The 19,160-nt window shown below is 70.2% G+C and carries 18 protein-coding genes and 1 pseudogene; 7 read left to right on the forward strand and 12 right to left on the reverse strand.

All coding sequences use genetic code 11. The features are described from left to right. The first annotated feature begins 129 nt into the window (after positions 1-129). The 5 genes from ACFQV6_RS20185 to dhaK are packed head-to-tail and all read left to right on the forward strand — an operon-like array spanning position 130 to position 4,187. A complete protein-coding gene (locus tag ACFQV6_RS20185) occupies positions 130-921 on the forward strand; it encodes a LuxR C-terminal-related transcriptional regulator (protein ID WP_378029070.1) in 792 nt (263 codons plus the stop codon). A gap of 8 nt (positions 922-929) precedes the next feature. After that, positions 930-1,781, forward strand: coding sequence for a class II fructose-bisphosphate aldolase (locus ACFQV6_RS20190; RefSeq protein ID WP_378029071.1), 852 nt, complete (start codon positions 930-932; stop codon positions 1,779-1,781). Beyond that, on the forward strand, positions 1,778-2,545 hold the full coding sequence (locus ACFQV6_RS20195; protein WP_378029072.1) for an HAD-IA family hydrolase: 768 nt from the start codon (positions 1,778-1,780) through the stop codon (positions 2,543-2,545). Before ACFQV6_RS20190 ends, ACFQV6_RS20195 begins: the two co-directional genes overlap by 4 nt. After that, positions 2,542-3,195 (forward strand): dihydroxyacetone kinase subunit DhaL, encoded by a 654-nt coding sequence (gene dhaL, locus ACFQV6_RS20200; RefSeq protein ID WP_378029073.1) that lies wholly within the window; start codon positions 2,542-2,544, stop codon positions 3,193-3,195. Before ACFQV6_RS20195 ends, dhaL begins: the two co-directional genes overlap by 4 nt. Then, a complete protein-coding gene (dhaK, locus tag ACFQV6_RS20205) occupies positions 3,192-4,187 on the forward strand; it encodes a dihydroxyacetone kinase subunit DhaK (RefSeq protein ID WP_378029074.1) in 996 nt (331 codons plus the stop codon). The genes dhaL and dhaK overlap by 4 nt, the downstream gene beginning before the upstream one ends. Before the next feature lie 306 nt (positions 4,188-4,493). Here the strand turns inward: dhaK and ACFQV6_RS20210 are convergent, their stop codons facing one another. Further along, positions 4,494-5,453, reverse strand: a complete 960-nt coding sequence (locus ACFQV6_RS20210) for a sigma-70 family RNA polymerase sigma factor (RefSeq protein WP_378029075.1) — start codon at positions 5,451-5,453, stop codon at positions 4,494-4,496. Between the two features lie 109 nt (positions 5,454-5,562). Here ACFQV6_RS20210 and ACFQV6_RS20215 point away from each other — a divergent pair, with 109 nt between their 5' ends. Beyond that, positions 5,563-6,417: an alpha/beta fold hydrolase gene (locus ACFQV6_RS20215; RefSeq protein WP_378029076.1), complete on the forward strand. Its 855-nt coding sequence runs from the start codon at positions 5,563-5,565 to the stop codon at positions 6,415-6,417. A 23-nt stretch (positions 6,418-6,440) separates the two neighbouring features. On the opposite strand, the gene ACFQV6_RS20220 is transcribed toward ACFQV6_RS20215, so the two are convergent. From ACFQV6_RS20220 to ACFQV6_RS20265, 10 genes and pseudogenes are all read right to left on the reverse strand, one after another. After that, on the reverse strand, positions 6,441-8,702 hold the full coding sequence (locus tag ACFQV6_RS20220) for an ATP-binding cassette domain-containing protein (RefSeq protein ID WP_378029077.1): 2,262 nt from the start codon (positions 8,700-8,702) through the stop codon (positions 6,441-6,443). Between the two features lie 39 nt (positions 8,703-8,741). After that, on the reverse strand, positions 8,742-9,317 hold the full coding sequence (locus ACFQV6_RS20225; RefSeq protein WP_378029078.1) for a MerR family transcriptional regulator: 576 nt from the start codon (positions 9,315-9,317) through the stop codon (positions 8,742-8,744). Positions 9,318-9,647: 330 nt separating this feature from the next. Beyond that, positions 9,648-10,112, reverse strand: a complete 465-nt coding sequence (locus ACFQV6_RS20230; protein WP_378029079.1) for a bifunctional nuclease family protein — start codon at positions 10,110-10,112, stop codon at positions 9,648-9,650. A gap of 137 nt (positions 10,113-10,249) precedes the next feature. Then, on the reverse strand, positions 10,250-10,918 hold the full coding sequence (locus ACFQV6_RS20235; RefSeq protein ID WP_378029080.1) for a MerR family transcriptional regulator: 669 nt from the start codon (positions 10,916-10,918) through the stop codon (positions 10,250-10,252). A 68-nt stretch (positions 10,919-10,986) separates the two neighbouring features. Then, positions 10,987-11,439 (reverse strand): FHA domain-containing protein, encoded by a 453-nt coding sequence (locus ACFQV6_RS20240; RefSeq protein ID WP_378029081.1) that lies wholly within the window; start codon positions 11,437-11,439, stop codon positions 10,987-10,989. A 322-nt stretch (positions 11,440-11,761) separates the two neighbouring features. Then, positions 11,762-12,142 (reverse strand): glycine cleavage system protein GcvH, encoded by a 381-nt coding sequence (gene gcvH, locus ACFQV6_RS20245; protein ID WP_378029082.1) that lies wholly within the window; start codon positions 12,140-12,142, stop codon positions 11,762-11,764. A 15-nt stretch (positions 12,143-12,157) separates the two neighbouring features. Next, positions 12,158-13,291, reverse strand: coding sequence for a DUF881 domain-containing protein (locus tag ACFQV6_RS20250; RefSeq protein ID WP_378029083.1), 1,134 nt, complete (start codon positions 13,289-13,291; stop codon positions 12,158-12,160). A 7-nt stretch (positions 13,292-13,298) separates the two neighbouring features. After that, positions 13,299-13,631, reverse strand: a complete 333-nt coding sequence (locus tag ACFQV6_RS20255; RefSeq protein WP_378029084.1) for a small basic family protein — start codon at positions 13,629-13,631, stop codon at positions 13,299-13,301. After that, positions 13,628-14,554 carry a DUF881 domain-containing protein gene (locus ACFQV6_RS20260; protein ID WP_378029085.1) on the reverse strand — a complete coding sequence of 309 codons (927 nt, stop codon included), beginning with the start codon at positions 14,552-14,554 and terminating at the stop codon, positions 13,628-13,630. Before ACFQV6_RS20260 ends, ACFQV6_RS20255 begins: the two co-directional genes overlap by 4 nt. A 113-nt stretch (positions 14,555-14,667) precedes the next feature. After that, positions 14,668-15,258 (reverse strand): annotated as a pseudogene (locus ACFQV6_RS20265) (CDP-alcohol phosphatidyltransferase family protein); the annotation flags it as partial. A gap of 428 nt (positions 15,259-15,686) precedes the next feature. On the opposite strand from ACFQV6_RS20265, the gene ACFQV6_RS20270 reads away from it, so the two are divergent. Further along, entirely contained in the window at positions 15,687-16,646 is a 960-nt protein-coding gene (locus ACFQV6_RS20270) for an AraC family transcriptional regulator (RefSeq protein WP_378029086.1), read from the forward strand. A gap of 559 nt (positions 16,647-17,205) precedes the next feature. On the opposite strand, the gene ACFQV6_RS20275 is transcribed toward ACFQV6_RS20270, so the two are convergent. Then, complete coding sequence (locus ACFQV6_RS20275; RefSeq protein WP_378029087.1) at positions 17,206-19,158, reverse strand: VWA domain-containing protein; 1,953 nt, start codon at positions 19,156-19,158, stop codon at positions 17,206-17,208. Positions 19,159-19,160: the final 2 nt, after the last annotated feature.

Consider the following 19,160-nt stretch of genomic DNA (forward strand, 5'->3'; position numbering starts at 1 on the left):
AGTGACGCGCCCGGCGTGCACGACGGCCGGCGCCGTGCCGGTATCCGGGCGGGAACGAGGTCGTCCGGTCGTACCCATTGATGGTCTTGCCGTTGATTTTTCCGGGTGGGCGCCCCTAGGTTCGACGGTATGTCGCCGCACGTGAGCGGCTCCGCCGCGGAGGCCTTCCGTCTCGACGAGGCGGTCGCCGACGTCTTCGGTGATCTCCGCATGGCCCCGGTGCTGCGCCGCCTGCTGCGGCACACCGGCCGGCTGACGGGTTCGGTGGCCGGCAGCGTGTCGCTCGTCGACGTGAGCCGCGGGTGCTACGTCAAGGCGGCCGAGTTCGGTGTGTCCTGCCGGCTGGGCAGTTCGTTCGCTCTCGACGAGGGTGCCACCGGTCGCGCGTTCGGCAGCCGACGACCGGTTCTGATCCCCGACTACGGCCAGATCCGGGCCGGTCATCTGGCCGCCGCGCATCCGGCGCGCCGGGGGCCGGCAGCCGCGATCCCGATCTGGTGGCGCGGTGACGTGATCGCGGTCAACGTCGTGTTCGCCCCCTCGGCGAGTGCGCTCTCGCCGCGCGGCGTCGACCGGCTGGAGGCGCTGAGCCAGGCGGCGGCCGCCGCGATCGTCGAGTCCGGGCGGCGAGATCCCCGGGGTGTACCGGTGCGCGCCCTCCTGCCCGGCGCCCCCGCGGTGTCCGTCCCGGCGCCGTTCACCCCGCGGGAGGCGCAGGTCCTCGGGCTGCTCCGGCAGGGGCTCACCTATCGCGAGATGGCCGGCCGGCTCGGGCTGTCCACCAAGACGGTGGACAAACACGTCGCCGCGATCATGCGCAAGACCGGCACCTCCAACCGCACCGCGGCGGTCGTGACCGCCATGGACAACGGCTGGGTGGGGAATTCTCCCCATACCGTGGGGCGTGCGCGCGGGTCTTGACTGGCGTCATGCCCGTCGTCGCCATGAAGGACATCCTCGATCGTGCGCTCGCCGGGCGCTACGGGGTGGCCGCCTTCAACATCGTCAACGACCTGACCCTGGAGGCTGTGCTCGCGGCGGCCGAGCAGGAACGGGCACCGGTCATCCTGCAGACCTCGGTGAAGACCGTCCGCATGTACGGCCGCCCCCAGCTGTTCGGGATCTTCCAGGCGCTCACCCGCGACGTGTCCGTACCGGTGACCCTGCACCTGGACCACTGCCCGGACCGCACGGTGATCTCCGACTGCCTGCGGGGCGGCTGGAACTCGGTGCTCTTCGACGCCCACGAACTCGACGTCCGGGAGAACCTGCGCCAGACCACCGAGGTGGTGGCCGAGGCGCGCCGGGCGGGCGCCCACGTCGAGGGCGAGATCGAGGGGATCCAGGGCGTCGAGGACGACATCGGCAACGACTACGCGCCCATGGTGCAGAGCCTGGAAGTCGCCGTCGACTTCATCAAGCGCACCGGCGTCGACTGCTTCGCCCCGGCGATCGGCAACGCACACGGCCAGTACAAGCAGGCGCCCGTGCTCAACGCCCAGCGGGTCAGCGACCTGGTCGCGGCCACCGGCATCCCGATGGCCCTGCACGGCGGCACCGGGCTCGCCGACGAGCAGTTCACCGACCTGATCGCCCGGGGCTGCGCGAAGGTCAACATCTCCACCGCGCTCAAGGAGACGTTCATGCGTTCCGGCCTGGAGTTCCTCCAGGAGGCCGGGCAGTGGGATCCGCCGGCGCTGTTCCGCCACCAGCGGGCCGCGGTCGCCGAGATGGCCCGCCGGCACATCAGGCTGTTCGGCGGATCGGGGCAGGCGTGGTGACCGCCCTCGTGTTCGACTGCGACGGCGTGCTGGCCGACACCGAACGGCACGGCCACCTGCCCGCCTTCAACGCCACCTTCGCGCAGTTCGGCCTGCCGGTCCGGTGGAGCGAGGACGACTACGCCGAGAAGCTGCGGATCGGTGGCGGCAAGGAGCGGATGGCGTCGCTGTTCGCCGATCCGCGGTTCGCCGAGGCCGCCGGGCACGCCGACCGCACCGATCTGCTCCGCACCTGGCACCGGGCCAAGACCGCGACCTTCACCAGGCTGGTGGCCGAGGGCCGGATTCCGGCCAGGCCGGGAACAGCCCGGATCATCCAGGACGCACTCCGGGCAGGATGGACAGTCGCGGTCGCGTCGACGTCGGCAGAGGCTTCGGTACGGGCAGTGCTCGCGAACACCGCCGGACAGGCGGCCGCCGCACGGATCCCGGTGTTCGCCGGTGACATCGTGCCGGCGAAGAAGCCCGACCCGGCGATCTACCAGTTGACGGTCGACCGGCTCGGCCTCGACCCGGCGGACACCCTCGTCGTCGAGGACTCCCGCAACGGGCTGCTCGCCGCCGTAGGCGCGGGCCTCGCCTGCCTGGTGACGGTCAACGGCTACACCCGCGACGAGGACTTCAGCGAGGCGCTGCTGGTCGTGTCGGAACTCGGCGACCCGGGCCGGCCCGCGATCGAAGTGCTGGCCAACCGGAGCAGGGCGCGCCCGGGGAGCTACCTCACGCTCGACGACCTGCGCGCCTGCCTGGGAGGGCACCGATGAGCGGCAACGCACTGCCGGGCGTGGAGCTGGTGGTCCGTACGATCGCCGAGACCGCTGTCGAGAACGAGAAGTACTTCGGCGACCTCGACGCCGTGGTCGGCGACGGCGACCTCGGCTACTCCCTGGCCCGCGGGTTCGAGAAGCTGCTCGACGGCTGGGACGACATCGACCGCAGCGACGCCGGCACGTTCCTGAAACGGGCCGGGATGGTCATCGCGTCGCGGGTCGGCGGCACGTCCGGGCCGCTCTGGGGCACCGCCTTCCTGCGCGCCGGGGCAGCTGCCGGTTCCTCTCCCGCGGATCTCTCCGGTGAACAGGTCGTGGTGATGTTGCGGGCGGCCATCGAGGGGATCAAGACCCGCGGCCGCTCCGACGTCGGCGACAAGACGCTGCTGGACGCCCTCGTGCCGATGACCGACTGCCTGGAACGGGAGTTCGCCGGCGGGGCGGACGGCGAGAAGGCGCTGCGGGCGGCCGCGGCGGTCACCCGGGAGGCGGCCGAGGCAACGGTCGGCATGGTCGCGAAACGGGGGCGCGCGTCGTACACCGGCGAGCGCAGCAGAGGCTCGGCCGACGCGGGAGCCGTCGCGGTGGCGGTCATCGTCGAGCGGATCAGTGAAACCTGGCAACGGCGAGGAGCGACGTCATGAAGAAGTTCGTCAACGACCCGAAGAACTACGTGGCCGAGATGCTCGAGGGTGTCGCCCTGGCCAACCCGGACAAACTCCGGTACGTCCCGGCCTACAACCTGATCATGCGGACCGACGCGCCCCGCGAGGACAAGGTCTCCATCGTCCAGGGCTCCGGCTCCGGCCACGAACCGGCGCACGTCATGGCGGTCGGCCGCGGCATGCTCGACGCGGCCTGCCCCGGTGACGTGTTCGCCGCGCCGCCGATGGACTACGTCTACGAGACCGCGAAGCTGCTGGCCTCACCGAAGGGCGTGCTGCTGCTGGTGAACAACTACACCGGCGACCGGATGGCCTTCGACATGGGCAAGGAGATGGCCGAGGCCGACGGGGTACGCGCGGAGATCCTCACCGTCGACGACGACGTGGCAGTGCAGGACTCCACCTACACGGTCGGCCGCCGCGGCGTGGCCGGCAACTTCTTCGTGATCAAGGCCGTGGGCGCCGCCGCCGAACAGGGCGCGGACATGGACGAGATACTCCGGATCGGCCGCAAGGTCAACGATGTCACCCGCACCATGGGCGTCGCGCTGACCGCCTGCACCCCGCCGTCGAAGGGCTCACCGCTGTTCGAACTGGGCGCCGACGAGATCGAATTCGGCGTCGGCATCCACGGCGAACCCGGCCGCGAGCGCCGCCGCATCAAGTCAGCCGACGCCATCGTCGACGACATGCTCGAAGCCGTGGCCGGCGACCTGCCCTACCGCTCCGGCGACCGGGTGGCCCTCATGATCAACGGCCTGGGCGGTACGCCGATCAGCGAGCTCTACATCCTCTACCGCCACGCACACCAGCAACTCGCCGGCCGCGGCATCACCGTGGGCCGCAGCTACGTCAACGAGTACTGCACCTCCCTCGACATGGCCGGCGCCTCCCTGACTCTCCTCCGCCTCGACGACGAGATCGAACCCCTCCTGCACGCCCCCGCCGAAGCCGCCATCCGCATCTTCTGACCCCCTCCCACCCCCAGCCGAGCAAACCAGCTGGCCCCCAGGGGTGCCTCCCGGCCGAAAACACCCCCCTCACCTCCAGCCGGACAACCCAGCTGGCTCCCAGAGGTGCCTCCCGGCCGAAAACACCCCCCTCACGCCCAGCCGGACAACCCAGCTGGCTCCCAGAGGTGCCTCCCGGCCGAAAACACCCCCCTCACCTCCAGCCGGACAACCCAGCTGGCTCCCAGGGGCGCCTCGACCGGCGCGAGGCGCCACTCAGGGCCAGCGGGGCGCAGGAGGCCAGCGGGGCGCAGGAGGCCAGCTGGGTCAGGGGAGGTGGGTGGGGAGGGCGAAGAGCGGGAACAACCGCTCGGTGTCGAGGAAATTGTTGACGGCGGTGATGCGGCCGCCGGTGGTTTCGAGGACGATCAGGGCCCACGGGTCGTGGCCGGCGCCGGTCACGCTGGGGCGGTACTGGCCGAAGGCGGGCAGGCCGTTCGCGACCGCCGGGATCAGGCGGGAGCCGCGGCAGCCGCGGCCGGTGCCGGACATCCACGCGGTGATGTCGTCGGGGCCGCGCAGCCAGAGCGGGAGCGGCGGCATCGACAGGGTGGCGTCCTCGTGCAGCAGGGCGGTCAGAGCGGTCAAATCGTACGCCTCGAAAGCCCTCACATACCGCCCGAGCAGCGCCTTCTGCTCCTCGTCGAGCGGCTGGTACACGTCGGCGCCCGTGTCGGCGGCGGCGATCGTGGCGCGGGCCCGCTGCAGGGCGCTGTTCACGCCGGCGACGGAGGTGTCCAGCAACTCGGCGACCTCCTGCGCCGACCAGGCGAGGACCTCGCGCAGGATCAGCACGGCCCGCTGCTTGGCGGGCAGGTGCTGCAGCGCGGCGACGAACGCGAGGCGGATCGACTCGCGGGCGGCGATGACGTTCGCCGGGTCGGTGCCCTCGGGGAGGATCCGCTCGTCGGGGACCGGGCCGACCCAGATCTCCTCGGGGCGCGGCTCACCGGGGTGGGTGGCGTGGCCGGAGCCGGCCGGGCCGAGGTCCATCGGGCGAATCCGCCGCTGGGCGCTGCCGAGCATCGTGAGGCAGACGTTCGTGGCGATCCGGTAGAGCCAGGAGCGCAGGGCGGAGCGGCCCTCGAAGCTGTCCATGCCCTTCCACGCCCGGATCATGGTGTCCTGCACCGCGTCCTCGGCTTCGAAGCTGGACCCCAGCATGCGATAGCAGTAGCCGGTCAATTCCGGCCGGAACACCTCAAGCTGCGCCGCCACATCGCTCACGCAGCCGAAACTATCCGAGTTCGGTTTTTCTTCGCCACCCGCGATGAGTTTCCGGCACCCGCCGGGTCTACCCCGCAACATCATCACGGAACGCTTCGAGGGAGTCGACATGACCACGTGGACCGCTGACAACGCCGGCTCCGGCCGGTACGCCGACGTCAACGGCATCAACCTGTACTACGAGATCCACGGCACCGGCAAGCCGCTGGTGCTACTGCACGGCGGCCTCGGCTCGGGTGAGATGTTCGGCCCGGTCCTGCCCGCGTTCAGCGAGAAGCACCAGGTGATCCTGGTCGACCTGCAGGGGCACGGCCGGACCGCCGACATCGACCGGCCGATCGAGATCCCGTTGATGGCCGACGACATCGCCGCCCTCATCGATCACCTGGAGCTGGACCGGCCGGATGTGGTCGGGTATTCGCTCGGTGGCGGGGTCGCCCTGCAGGTCGCGATCCGGCACCCGCGGAAGGTGGGCCGCCTGGTCGCCGCGTCCGCCGGGATCCGGCGCAGCGCCACCTACCCGGAGATCCTCGAGCAGCAGGTCCAGGTGAACGCCGCCGCCGCGGAGTTCATGAAGGAGACCCCGATGTACGAGCTGTACCAGCGGGTGGCGCCGCGCCCGGAGGACTTCCCCCGCCTGCTCGACAAGATCGGTACGGCGATGCTGAAGGACTTCGACTTCACCGAGGAGGTCCGCGGCCTGCAGGTGCCGACGCTGATCGTGGCCGCGGACGCCGACATGTGCCCGCCGGCCCACTTCGTCGAGGTCTTCGGGCTGCTCGACGGCGGGCAGCGTGACGGCGGCTGGATGGGTGACGGCCGGCCCAAGGGTGGTCACGCCCTGGCGATCCTGCCCGGCCTCACCCACTACAACCTCTGCGACTCCCCCCTGTTCGCCACCGCCGCACTGACCTTCCTGGACGAGCAGAACCACACCTTCCTGGACGAGCAGAACCACGCCTGAAAGAGCCGGACAGGCAAGCAGGATTAAGGAAGGGACACGTACTCCCGCAGGTGCTGAGCCGTCACCGTGTCCGACTTGGTAACGAGCTCATTGGGCGTACCCGTGAAAACGACCTTGCCGCCGTCCTGCCCGGCGCCCGGCCCCAGGTCGATGATCCAGTCCGCGTGGGCCATCACCGCCAGGTGATGTTCGATGACCACCACCGTGTTGCCGGTGTCGACGAGGCGGTCCAGCAGGGCCAGCAGCTGATCCACATCGGCCAGGTGCAGACCGGTGGTGGGTTCGTCGAGCAGGTAGGTGACCGTCCCGCCGCCCATGTGGACGGCCAGTTTCAGGCGCTGCCGCTCACCGCCGGAGAGGGTGTTGAGCGGCTGCCCGAGGGTGATGTAGCCGAGGCCGACCGCGGCCAGCCGGTCCAGGACGGCCCGGGCCGGCTTCTCGGTGAAGAACTCGAGGGCCTCGCTGACCGGCATCGCCAGGACCTCGCTGATGTCGCGGCCGCGCAGCTTGTAGCCGAGCACCTCGGCGGTGAAGCGCTTGCCCTCGCACTCCTCGCAGACTCCGGCGACGCCGGCCATCATCGCCAGGTCGACGTAGACCAGGCCGATGCCCTTGCAGTTCGGGCAGGCGCCGGCCGAGTTGGCGCTGAACAGGGCCGGTTTGACCTGGTTCGCCTTGGCGAAGGCGGTGCGCACGGCGTCGAGCAGCCCGGTGTAGGTGGCCGGGTTGCTGCGCCGGGACCCGCGGATCGCGGACTGGTCGACGACGACCACGCCGTCGCGGTGCGGCAGCGAACCGTAGATCAATGAGCTCTTGCCGGAGCCGGCCACCCCGGTGACCACCGTCAGCACACCGGACGGGATGTCGACGGAGACGTCACGCAGGTTGTGCGTGCTGGCGTTGCGGATCGGCAAGACATTTTCAAAGGTACGCAGGGAGTCCTTCAAACTCACCCGATGGCCGAGGTAACGGCCGGTCAGCGAGTCGCTGGCGCGCAGGCCCTCGACGGTGCCCTCGAACTGGATGCGGCCGCCGCCCGGCCCGGCGCCGGGGCCGAGGTCCACCACGTGGTCGGCGATCGCGATGGTCTCCGGCTTGTGCTCGACGACCAGGACCGTGTTGCCCTTGTCGCGCAGCCGCAGCAGCAGCCCGTTCATCCGCTGGATGTCGTGCGGGTGCAGGCCGACGGTGGGTTCGTCGAACACGTAGGTGATGTCGGTGAGGCTCGACCCGAGGTGCCGCACCATCTTCACCCGCTGTGCCTCCCCGCCGGAGAGGGTGGCCGATTCCCGGTCCAGCGACAGGTAGCCGAGACCGATTTCGACCAGCGAGTCGAGGGTGTGCCGCAGGTTCGTCACGACCGGGCCGACCGACGGCGCGGTGATGCCGGACAGGAACTCGGCGAGGTCGCTGACCTGCATCGCGGAGCACTCGGCGATGTTGCGACCGTCGATCCGCGATGCCAGCACCGCCGGTTTGAGGCGGGTGCCGCCGCAGTCCGGGCACGGTGCGAACGTCGCCGCCCGGTCGATGAACGCCCGGATGTGCGGCTGCACCGACTCGCGCTCCTTGGCCAGGTACATCCGCTGCACCTTCGGCACGAGACCTTCGTACGTCGTGTTGATGCCGTTGATCTTGATCTTGCTCTGTTCTTTGTAGAGGAAGTCGGACAGCTCCTCCGGCGAGAAGTCCCGCACCGGTTTGTCCGGATCGAAGAAGCCGGACTCCGAGTACGCCTTGACATACCAGCCGTCGACGCTGAAGTTCGGCACCGTGATCGCGCCCTCGTTGATCGACTTCTCCCGGTCGACGAGTTGCGAGACATCGATGCTGGACACCTTGCCGAGGCCCTCGCACCCCGGGCACATGCCCTCGGCATTGAACGAGTAGGCCAGCGCGCTGCCGGCACTCGGCGAGCCGAGACGACTGAAAATGATCCGAAGCATCGTGTACGCGTCAGTCGCGGTGCCGAGCGTCGACCGGGCATTCGCGCCCATCCGCTCCTGATCCACCACGATCGCGGCGCTGAGGTTGTGCAGCGCGTCGACGTCCGGCCGTGCCGGGCTGCCCATGAACGACTGGAGGAACGCCGAGTACGTCTCGTTGATCATGCGCTGCGACTCGGCGGCGATGGTGCCGAAGACCAGCGAGGACTTACCAGAACCGGACACCCCGGTGAAGACGGTCAACCGCCGTTTCGGCACGTCGAGCGAAACGTCGCGAAGGTTGTTCTCCCGGGCCCCGCGGACCTGGATGACATCGTGGCTGTCTGCGATGTGAGTCACCCGGAGAAGCTACCGCGGGATGCGGACAGTTTCTGACCGCTAGCCCGCCCTGCGGCGCGCCCGCCGCGCGGCGAGCTCGTCACCCTCGGCCGGCTCGGCGGGCACCTGAGCGCCCACCGGCTGCGGTGCCGCCGGCTCCGCGGGAAGGTGCGACAGCGAACCCTGGATCTCCTTGAACGCACCGCCGATCGCGATGCCGAACACGCCCTGACCGCCCTGCAGCAGGTCGACGACCTCCTCCGGGGAACGGCACTCGTACACCGTGGTCCCGTCCGAGATCAGCGTGATCTCCGCCAGGTCGTCCACACCGCGAACCCGCAGCGTGTCGATGGCCCGGCGGATGTTCTGCAGCGACACACCCGCGTCCAGCAGGCGCTTGACCACCTTCAGCACCACCAGGTCGCGGAACGAGTAGAGCCGCTGCGTCCCGGACCCCGAGGCGTCACGCACGCTCGGCACCACCAGCGTGGTCCGTGCCCAGTAGTCGAGTTGGCGATAGCTGATCCCCACCGCCTGACAGGCGGTCACGCCCCGATACCCGACTGCGCCGTCCTCGCCGAGTAGTGGGCCCTCCAGAGGCTGCTCCTGCACGCGAATTACCTCCCCGCTGCCCATGATCAAACTCTGGGCGGTGTGCCGGTTCACCTGGACTTCACGAGCGTATATCTCAGTCCGGGCCGAAACATGGAGGTAACGGCACGACACGCCGCGTGTGGGCGAGCACTGCCCTTCGGCGACCGTCGATATCGGACACCACCGCCGGATCAGCCCACAAAATTGATCAACCACGAAGGCTCGCCGGCCGCGAAGATCGATCAACCGCAGGGATTGATCAACGGGCGAAACCGGATCAGCCCGCGGATAACCGGATCAACCCGCGAAACCGGATCAGCCCGCGGAAAACCGGATCAACCCGCGAAATCGGATCAACCCGGGAAAGCCGGATCAGCCCGCGAAGTCTTCCGGCCGGACCTGATCGAGGAACTCGCGGAATTTCTCCACCTCGTCCTCCTGCTCATCCGGGATCACGATGCCGGCCTCGGTCAGCACCTGATCCGCGCAGCGGATCGGCGCACCCACCCGCAACGCCAGGGCGATCGAGTCACTCGGCCGTGCGGACACCCGCAGGCTGTCACCGATCAGCAGATCGGCGTAGAAGACGTTGTCCTTCAGCTCGGTGATCTCCACCGCCTTCAGCGGCGCCTTCAGCGCCGAGAGGATGTCCCGGAGAAGATCGTGCGTGAGCGGCCGGGCCGGCTTGACGCCCTGCTGCTCATACGCGATAGCGGTCGCCTCCACCGCCCCGATCCAGATGGGCAGGTAACGGTCGCCGTCAACCTCTCGCAGCAACACGATCGGCTGGTTGCTCGGCAGCTCCACCCGGACCCCGACCACGCTCAGCTCGCGCACTGCCCGCCTCCGTGTCGTTGAGTTCGTGTCATTGTTTTGTCGCCGCTGTCCCACCAGCCGCCCCTACCTGCACGGTACACGCACACCACCGGAAACCGACCCGCGCGGGATCCCCCCACAGGGTAGGCCGAACCGGGTCAGCGACCCAGTTCGCCGCGCAGTCCGGAGCGCACCAGCGCCGAGTGCAAGCGCTGCGACAGCGCCTGCAGCTCACGTGCCGTCTCCGTCGCCCGGGCCCGTGCGCCCGGGTCCTGCTGGCGCACCATAGGCGCCAGCAATTGTGTGAACAGGCCCACCTCACGGTCGGCGCCGTTGCGGAACGCCCGCATGTGCCGGACCTCCAGCCCGTAGCGGGTGAGACCCACCACCGCCTCCACGATGATCACCGCGTCGGCGTCGTACCAGCCCGGCGGGCGTGCCACGACCAGGCCGATCTGCTCCAGCTCGGCCAGCAGCGGCTCTTCCACCCCGGTGCGCTCGATCAGGTCCGCCTTCGGGATCCGGGTGTCCGCCGGATCCGTGGCCCGCTGGGCGCCGACGGCCACCAGCGTCGGGCGCTGCGGCACCGCCGGCTCCTGCTCCATCCGGTCCAGCTGCTCGCGGATGACCCGCAGAGGAAGGTACTGATCGCGCTGGGCGGTCAGCACGAACCGCAGCCGGGCCACGTCGTTCCACGAGTACTTGCGGTACCCGGAGGCGGTGCGTTGCGGGTCGACGAGACCCTCCGCCTCCAGGAAACGCAACTTCGAGATCGTGGTGTCGGGGAACTCGGTGCGCAGATGGGCAAGCACCTCCCCGATGCTCATCAGCGCACCCTCACGCCCGTCCTGAGGGCGCGAAGCCCCCGGGTCACGCGCGGCCGCCCCCGACGACGTCACGCCCGGCCGCCCTCGCCCTCCGGACGCGGACCGGCGATGAAGACCAGACGGAACTTGCCGATCTGGACCTCGTCGCCATTGCTGAGCGTCGCGGCTTCAACCCTTTCCCGGTTCACGTACGTACCGTTGAGGGAGCCGACGTCGCGGACGGTGAAGGTGCCGCCGTCACGGTGGAACTCGGCGTGGCGGCGCGACACCGTCACGTCGTCGAGGAAGATGTCACTGTCCGGGTGCCGGCCGCTGGTCGTCACATCGTGATCCAGCAGGAAGCGTGCGCCCGCGTTAGGGCCACGGCGCACCACCAGCAAAGCCATACCGGGCGGCAGCGAGCCGGACATGCGGCTCGGCACCACGTCGGTATCTGGTCCCTCGAGCACCTCGTCAAGGGCGCCAAGGTTCAGCGTGGACGTGACGTCGAGTGGGGGGAACTCGTCGTCTGGGCGCGTCATCGGACCACCTCACGGATCAGTTGGTCGTCGCCTCCCGGCGGAGCCCCCGCGTTGCGGCCCCGCCGAGGCCGGATTCGGCCCGACGCACGACTATCGGTTTCAAAGGGATAACAGTTCTTCGTGTGCTCCGCGAGCCTAGTCAGCGCCAATATCGCTGAGCAACCGGACTCGCGGAGACCAATTGACTTCTATTGAACCTTTTTCAACCTGGCATCGAGCCCGATGGCGCCGGGCCGTTGACCACCGCCGGGAGCGGGAGCCTCGCCACGGTGAAAAAGGTTCATTCGCCCCCGGGCGGCATTGATTCTCCCGGAACACGACATCAGCTCTCGGTGAGCGCCCGGTACGCCGCGGCGTCGAGCAGAGAATCGAGCACCGCCGGATCATCCGGCGCGATCTCCACCAGCCATCCGGCCGCGTACGGCTCGCCGTTGATGATTTCCGGCTCGTCGGCGAGAGTGGCGTTCTTGGCCACCACGGTGCCCGCAATGGGCGCGTAGATCTCCGACACGCTCTTCGTCGACTCGATCTCGCCGAGCGAGTCTCCCGCCTGCACGACCGTGCCCTCCTCGGGCAGATCCACGAAGACGATGTCACCGAGAGCGTCCTGTGCGAAGTGGGTGATACCCACCCGCACGGGTCCGCTGCCGTCGCCGGCCACCCACTCGTGCTCCGCGGTGTACCGCAGATCTTCAGGAATCAACGCTTCCTCCGTAAATCACGAAACCGGACGCGCGTACTGCAGGTTTGCCGCCTTACGGACCTCGGTCACTTCGACCAGGGAACGCGAGTCCATGGTCACGCTACCGCCGTCGTTCTGCACCGACGCGACCACCCCGCCCGGGATCTGCAATGCCGTGCGCATGGTGTCCGGCTGCCCGATCACCAGAAGACGAAACGGCCCCGTCAGATGTTCACCGTCGGCGATGATCCCGCCCCCGGAGGCGTCCACGAAATAGCTCGACGCGACCACCCGCACCGCGGCACCGTTGGCGCCGGCCAGCTGCATCACCTCGCCGCGCGCACCACGCAGCTCCTGCACCGCGTTCAGCACGTCCGAGGCCTTCACCCGGTCCAGCAGGATCTCCAGGCCCGGCCCGCGCCCCGGCACGGTCCCCGCGAGCAGGCCCAGCTCAGCGGTGCGTTTCGTCGCCTCGGCCAGCGCCGCCTCCCGGCCCTGCACACCCGAGGACAGCTGCTGGCGGGTGCTCTCCAGCGCCTGGATGTCGGCCAGCAGCCGGCTGTCCTGCGCCTCCAGATCGCTCAGGATCCGGACCAGGTCCTCCTGCCGCGCGGTCGCCAGCCCATGGTCGGCGTCGTTGCTGCGCACCTGCACCACGAGCGTGAACCCCAGCAGCGCCAGCAGCACCCAGATGAGCGTCCCCGCCGGAGCCGGCCGCCGGATTCCCCGGCCGGGACCCTGGTCGCCTCCGGCTCCGCGATCAAGATCACTTTCTTGGGGTACGGGCTGAGCTGTACCGGAAATCGACGGATCGGGTGACGTGGCGGACGTCTCCCCCGCGGCCGGCCCACTGTCACCCGATCGAGGCCCGTCTCCGGCTTCCGGATCCGCTCGCACGGCCAGTTGCTCGCCGCTCATCGCGACCGTCGGATCCTCTTCCGGGTCCCTCCGCGCGGCCACCGGCTCGCCGCTCAGCGACACCGTCGCCTCGTCCTCCCGGTTCGCCCGCGCGGCCACCTGCTCGCCGCCGAGAGAGACCGTCGGCTCCTCTTCCACGTGGACGCCGGGATCCGCCGCCGGCGCGGACGTCACGGGCGCGGCGGACCGCGCGTCCTCCACCACGGGAAGGTCGCGGCCCGGACGCTGGCCGGCATCGTCACGATCGGTCATTGAAGTCCTAAGCCCGGAAGAGGTGCCTGCGGATCGCCGCGACATTACCGAAGATCCGCACGCCCAGCACGACCACGACACCCGTGGACAGCTGGCCACCGACACCCAGCTGATCACCCACGTACACGATCAGCGCCGACACCAGCACGTTGGAGATGAACGACACGACGAACTGCTTGTCGTCGAAGATGCCGTCCAGTTTGGCGCGAACCCCGCCGAACACCGCGTCCAGCGCCGCCACCACCGCGATCGGCAGATAGGGCACCAACTCCGGCGGCACCGCCGGATTGAACACGATGCCCAGCAGGACACCGGCGATCAGGGCGAGTACGGCGATCATCGTCCGCCTTCCGACACAGAGCCGGACGGCACGGGCGACCCGGAGCCGGCCGGCGACGAACCCGACGGGGCGGGCGGGGCAACACTCGGCTCGGCGATCCGCAGCTTCTGCTCGGCCGCCGCATCCAGAGTCACGTTCTTCACCACGGACACCTCCAACGACATGCCGTACCGGGCGGAAAGAGTCTCGAAGAACTGACCGGCGTAACCACCCCGGAACGCCTTGGCCAGATCGCCGGGCCCGATCGCCACCACCTCGTACGGCGTGGTCACCGGGCGCACACCGACCAGGATCGCCTCACCGGCCTGCCGGATCGTCGACGTACCGGTCAGCCGCTCCCCGTTGATCGCGATCGCCTCGGCACCCTCGGCCCACAGCGCGTTCGCCGCCAGCTGGAGGTCGGTGTCCTTCACCTGGCCCTCGGTACGCCGCTCCCCGGTGACCGCGTCGACCGACGTGGGCCCGTCCGCCACGGTCACCTTGGCACCGTTCCCGCGTACCGTAGCCAGCCCTGAGGCCGCCTCCAGATCACGCAGCTGAGCCACCGCCGCGTCGCTGAGCGCCAGCTCACGCAGGCCGGCCACCTCGTCGGCGAGCTTGTCCGCCCGCGTCTGGAGGTTCTCGGTCTCGTCCCGCCGCCGCTCCACCTGCTCGACCAGCTCCTGGCGCGCCTGCGTCCGCGCCGGCTCCTCCGCCACGGTCTGCCGGTAGGCGATCACCAGCAGGAAGCCGATCATCAGCAGCACCACGGCCGAGGACACACTCGCCGCACGCTTGCCGGTGCCGGTCCGCCCACCGGTCTGCTCGCGGCGGGCCGCCGCGTCGGCGTAACCCGGGTCCAGCGGATTGCGGAACAACTCGGTCAGGAAGTCGGGGGCGTACGTCCGTTTCCCCGAGCCGCCGTCCGGATCCGGGACCGTCACGACTCGCCCTTGTCGGCTCTCTCGGCCTTCTCGACGCTGCCCGCGCTGCCGGCCCGGCCCACTCTGCCTGCCTTGTCAGCGCTGCCCACTCTGCCGGCCTTTTCGGCCCGGTCGGCTTTGTCCGCGCGCAGCATTCGCACGGCCTGAACGATGTAGAGGCCGCAGGCCGCCCAGTACAACCCGAGCGCCCACCAGGCCAGGCCCCAGCCGACAGGTGTCATCCAGAAGGCGATCGACGGCACGGCCTTCGCCAGCAGGATGAGCGGGAACGCGGCGAGCAGCAGGAACGTGCCGGTCTTGCCCACGTAGTGCACCGGCGGCGGCCCGTAGCCACGCCGCCGCAGGATCAGCAGCACCACACCGAGCACCGCCTCACGGGCCAGCAGCGCGCCGGTGAACCACAACGGCACCACCTCGCGCACGGTGAACCCGATGAGCGTGGCCAGGATGTAGAGCCGGTCAGCGAAAGGGTCGAGAAGCTCACCGAGGCGGCTGACCGAGTTCGTCCGGCGGGCGATGTAGCCGTCCACCCAGTCCGTCGACCCGCCGATCGCCAGCACGATCACCGCGGCGATGTCCTGCTCCGCGACGAGCAGCAGGTAGAGGAAGAGCGGAACGCCGAGCAGCCGCAGGAAGCTGATCACGTTGGGGAGCGTCCAGATGCGGTTGGAGGTCTCGATGGACGGCGCAGGGTGCTGCGACATCGCGATTTCCTCTCCCCCCGGCCGTGGCCCCCGCCCGGCTCCAGCGCGGACCCCGTGTCCGCAATGCCGCCCTGATCCGCCGCGACCCTGATCCCCCACGGCGGTGCAGCACTTATCTCCAGGGCACTCGCCGAGCAACTATAACCAGCCGCCTCCCCGTAGCCGACGCGCAGTCACACCCGCCACATCCCGTAGAGCATCCTAGGAGGCTAGTTCATCGATCGGGCGACCGAGACTGTCGGCTGTCGGCCACCCATCCGGGTGTCGGGGAGCACAAGATCTGCGCCAGAGCGCGGGCAAACCAGGATGGAGGCCGCAAAGCGCCGAAAGATCATCAGGAGTTTGGCCCGAATTCACCCGGGATACCGTTAACGTGACGCCTTCCACACGCTTGGCAACCTGTTCATTGAAACGTCAAGCTGTAAGACGTGCGTGCTTCGACTCACTCGCTCACGGACGTCGACGAGGCCTGTGACGTTCTCCGACGGCACTTCTACGCCATCGACGCCAACGTGCTCGCCTGGCCCGCCGAATGGACCGCGACCTTCGCCGTCGCCGGCAGCCCGGCGGTCACCATCGGTGACCTCAGCTTCGGCGTCGACGTGCGCATCTTCTCCGGCGAACTCGACGCCTACCACGTCAACATGCCCCTGACCGGCCGCCTCACCTCACACCAGGGCAGCGACGAACCGCACCGGGCCGACACCGGCCACGCCGCCGTATACCAGCCGGTCGGCGACACCACCGTCGACAGCTGGGACGGCGACTGCCGCATCCTCGCCGTGAAGATCAGCCGCCGGGACCTGGAGAACCAGCTGGCCAGCATGCTCGAGACCCCGGTACGCGGACCGCTCGACCTCAGCCCCCTCCTCGACGTGACCCACGGCCCCGGCGCCACCTGGGCACGCCTCACCCGCATGATCGCCGCCGACACCGGCCTGCCGGGCGGCCTGACCGCACACCCGGTGGTCGGCGCCCGCCTGCGAGAATCCATGATCACCGGCCTGCTGCTGGCCACCGGGCACCGCTACCGCGACCAACTGGACCGCCAGCGCCCCAGCCTCGCCGCACCGGGCGCGATCAGGCGGGTGGTCGACGCGATGCGCGCCCAACCGGGCCGCCCCTTCACCGTGGCCGACCTCGCCGAGATCGCCGGCGTCGGCGTGCGGTCACTGCAGCAGAGCTTCCATCGGTACGCGGGAATGCCCCCCATGTCCTACCTGAGGCAACTACGCCTGGGCCTGGTCCACGACGACCTCCGCGAAGCACCTCCCGGAACCACCGTCGCCCAGATCGCCTACCGCTACGGCTTCACCCACGCGGGCCGCTTCGCCGCCGCCTACCGCGAACGCTACGGCGAGGCCCCCATCGACACCCTCCGCCGCTGACCCACGCCGCTGACCCCCGCCGCCGGCCCACCCCACAGCCCGAGCGCCAAGCCGCTCGCGGGCAGCGATACAGGCGCACACGTTGAGGTTGAGTGCGCGTTTACCCACGTCATAGGCACGTCATAGGCCCAACCACCGCACACGCAACCCCAACGTGCGCGCCTACCCACGCCAGACGCGCCGACAGCGGAGGCGGCGGCAGGCGGGCGGCTGCAGGCGGGCGGGCGGTTGGCTGGCTGGCTGCTGACGTCCGCGCGGCGGGCTGGGCACGCCGGGCACGGTGGCGCGGCGCGGCGCAGGGCGGGGCGGTGGCGCGGCGCGGCGCAGGGCGGTGGCGCGGCGCGTGGGTGCGGCGCGGCGCAGGGCGGGGCGGTGGCGCGGCGCGGCGCAGGGCGGGGCGGTGGCGCGGCTCGGCGCAGGGCGGGGCGGTGGCGCGGCTCGGCGCGGCGCAGGGCGGTGGCGCGGCGCGGTGGCGCGGCGCAGGGCGGGGCGGTGGCGCGGCGCGTGAATGCGGCGGCGCGACGGGCGACGGGAAGTGCCACCGCGCCGCCCGTCAACGTCACCGTCGGCCGCGCCGGGCGCGCACGTAGTCGTCGATCACGTAGCGCCCCAACTCCCCCGGCTCAGGGCTGAACACCCGCCCCCCATTACGCTGAGCCACCGCCCCCACGAACCGGCGCAGACCCGGGTCCTCGCCGAGCATGAACACGTTCATGGTGGCGCCGTACCGGGTGAGCTGGTCGACCTCCCGCACCGTCGCCTGCACAGTCTCCGACAAGGGCGGCCACCAGAACACCGCCTCCCCGTCGTCCTCCAGGTGCGCTGTCGGCTCGCCGTCGGTCACGACCAGCACGACCGGCTCCGCACCCGGGTGACGCCGCAGGTGACGGCCGGCGAGTTTCAGGGCGTGCTGGAGGTTGGTGCCTTTCTCGACCGTCGGTTCGATGGCGGCCAGCTCGCCCTGGGAGAGGTTCTGGGCGTACTTGCCGAAGCCGATGATCTGTAGCGCGTCCTGCTGGAATTTCGTGGCGACCAGGTGGGACAGGGCGAGGGCGGTCTGTTTCATCGGGCCCCAGCGACCGTCCGCATACATCGAGTAGGAGAGGTCGACGCAGAGTGCCACCGCCGCCGAGGCGCGCCGCTCGGTTTCGGCGACTTCGAAGTCGTCGGGCTCGAGGCGTACCGGAAGGGTCTGGACGTCTCGGGAGCCGGCCCGGCGGCGAACCGCGTTGCCCAGGGTGCGCACGACGTCGAGGGGTTGGTCGTCGCCGAACTCCCAGCGGCGGGAGGAGCCGATCAGGTCGCCGGCCGCTCCCGCGTCGCGCATGTCGTGGTCGCCGCGCTTGCCGGCGATGTCGCGGAAGATCTGCGACAGGGCGGTCTGGCCGAGCCGGCGCAGCGCTTTCGGTGAGAGGGTGAGCCCCTCGGCGTCGCGTTGCACCCAGCCCTGGCGGCGCAACTCGCGCTCCAGCTCGCGCAGCCGGCGCAGGTCGTCGGCGGCGCCCCGGCCGAGCTGGCGCTCCACCGATTCCACGTCGACGTCGTCGAGGGTCGCGCCGGCGTGCTCCTGCTCGAGCTGCTCGATCAGCTCGTCCAGGTCGCCGATCTCGCCGAGTGCTGCGGCCGCGTCGCCGTAACCCAGGTCGTTCTGGCCGCGCATCCGCTCACCACGGCCCCAGTTCAGGCCGGGGCGCAGCGATCGCAGGTTGTCGGAGAGCTCCGCGAGCTGCCCGCCCAACGGGCCCTCGCCGAGCGCCTGCTGCATCAGGCCTTCCAGCTCCTCGCGCTGCTGCGGGCTGAGCGAGCGCATCAGCCGCTCGGCGGCGGCGGCCTGCCGGGCCAGGGAGTCGATCAGCTCGTCGACGTTTGCGGGATCGTCCGGGAAGAACCGGCCGTGCTTCGCCATGAAGTCACGGAACGCGTCGGCCGTGTCCTCACCGCGGGCGTGCCGGGCGAGCAGGTCGTTGAGATCGCTCAGCATCGCCGAGACGTCCTCGAAGTCGCCCTGCTGGAGCGCCTGCCGCATGCCCGCGAACCGCTGCGAGACCACCTCCTGCCGCAGGCCGTCGAGGATCTGCTGGTAGATCGCGCGGGCCTCGTCGGAGGCCCACTGGTAGTCGGACAGCTCGGAGACGGCCTGCGAGACCGAGCGCGGCAGGCTGTCGAGGACCGCCTCGTTGAAGCGGGCCGCGTCGTCGTCCCTGGCCGAGAGCGCGTCGCGCTCGGTGGCGACGGCCTGGTCCAGCATCTGCTGGGCGCGGGTGACCGCGCCGTCCAGGTTGCCCCGGCGCAGCGCGTCACGCCGCAGCCGGCGGGCACGCTCACGCAACGCGTCCAGACCGCGGCCGTCCCGCGGGCCGCGCCGGATCAGGTCACGCAGCGCGTCGCGCAGGCTGTCGCCCGCGAGGACCCGCTCACCCATCTCGTCGACGGCGGCGCGGACGTCGTAGGGCGGGGCGAGCGGGTCGGGGCCGTCGCGCCAGGCGCCGTATCGAAAGACGTTGCCCGGCACGG

It is taken from the genome of Actinoplanes sp. GCM10030250, assembly GCF_042666575.1.
Taxonomy (GTDB): Bacteria; Actinomycetota; Actinomycetes; order Mycobacteriales; family Micromonosporaceae; genus Actinoplanes.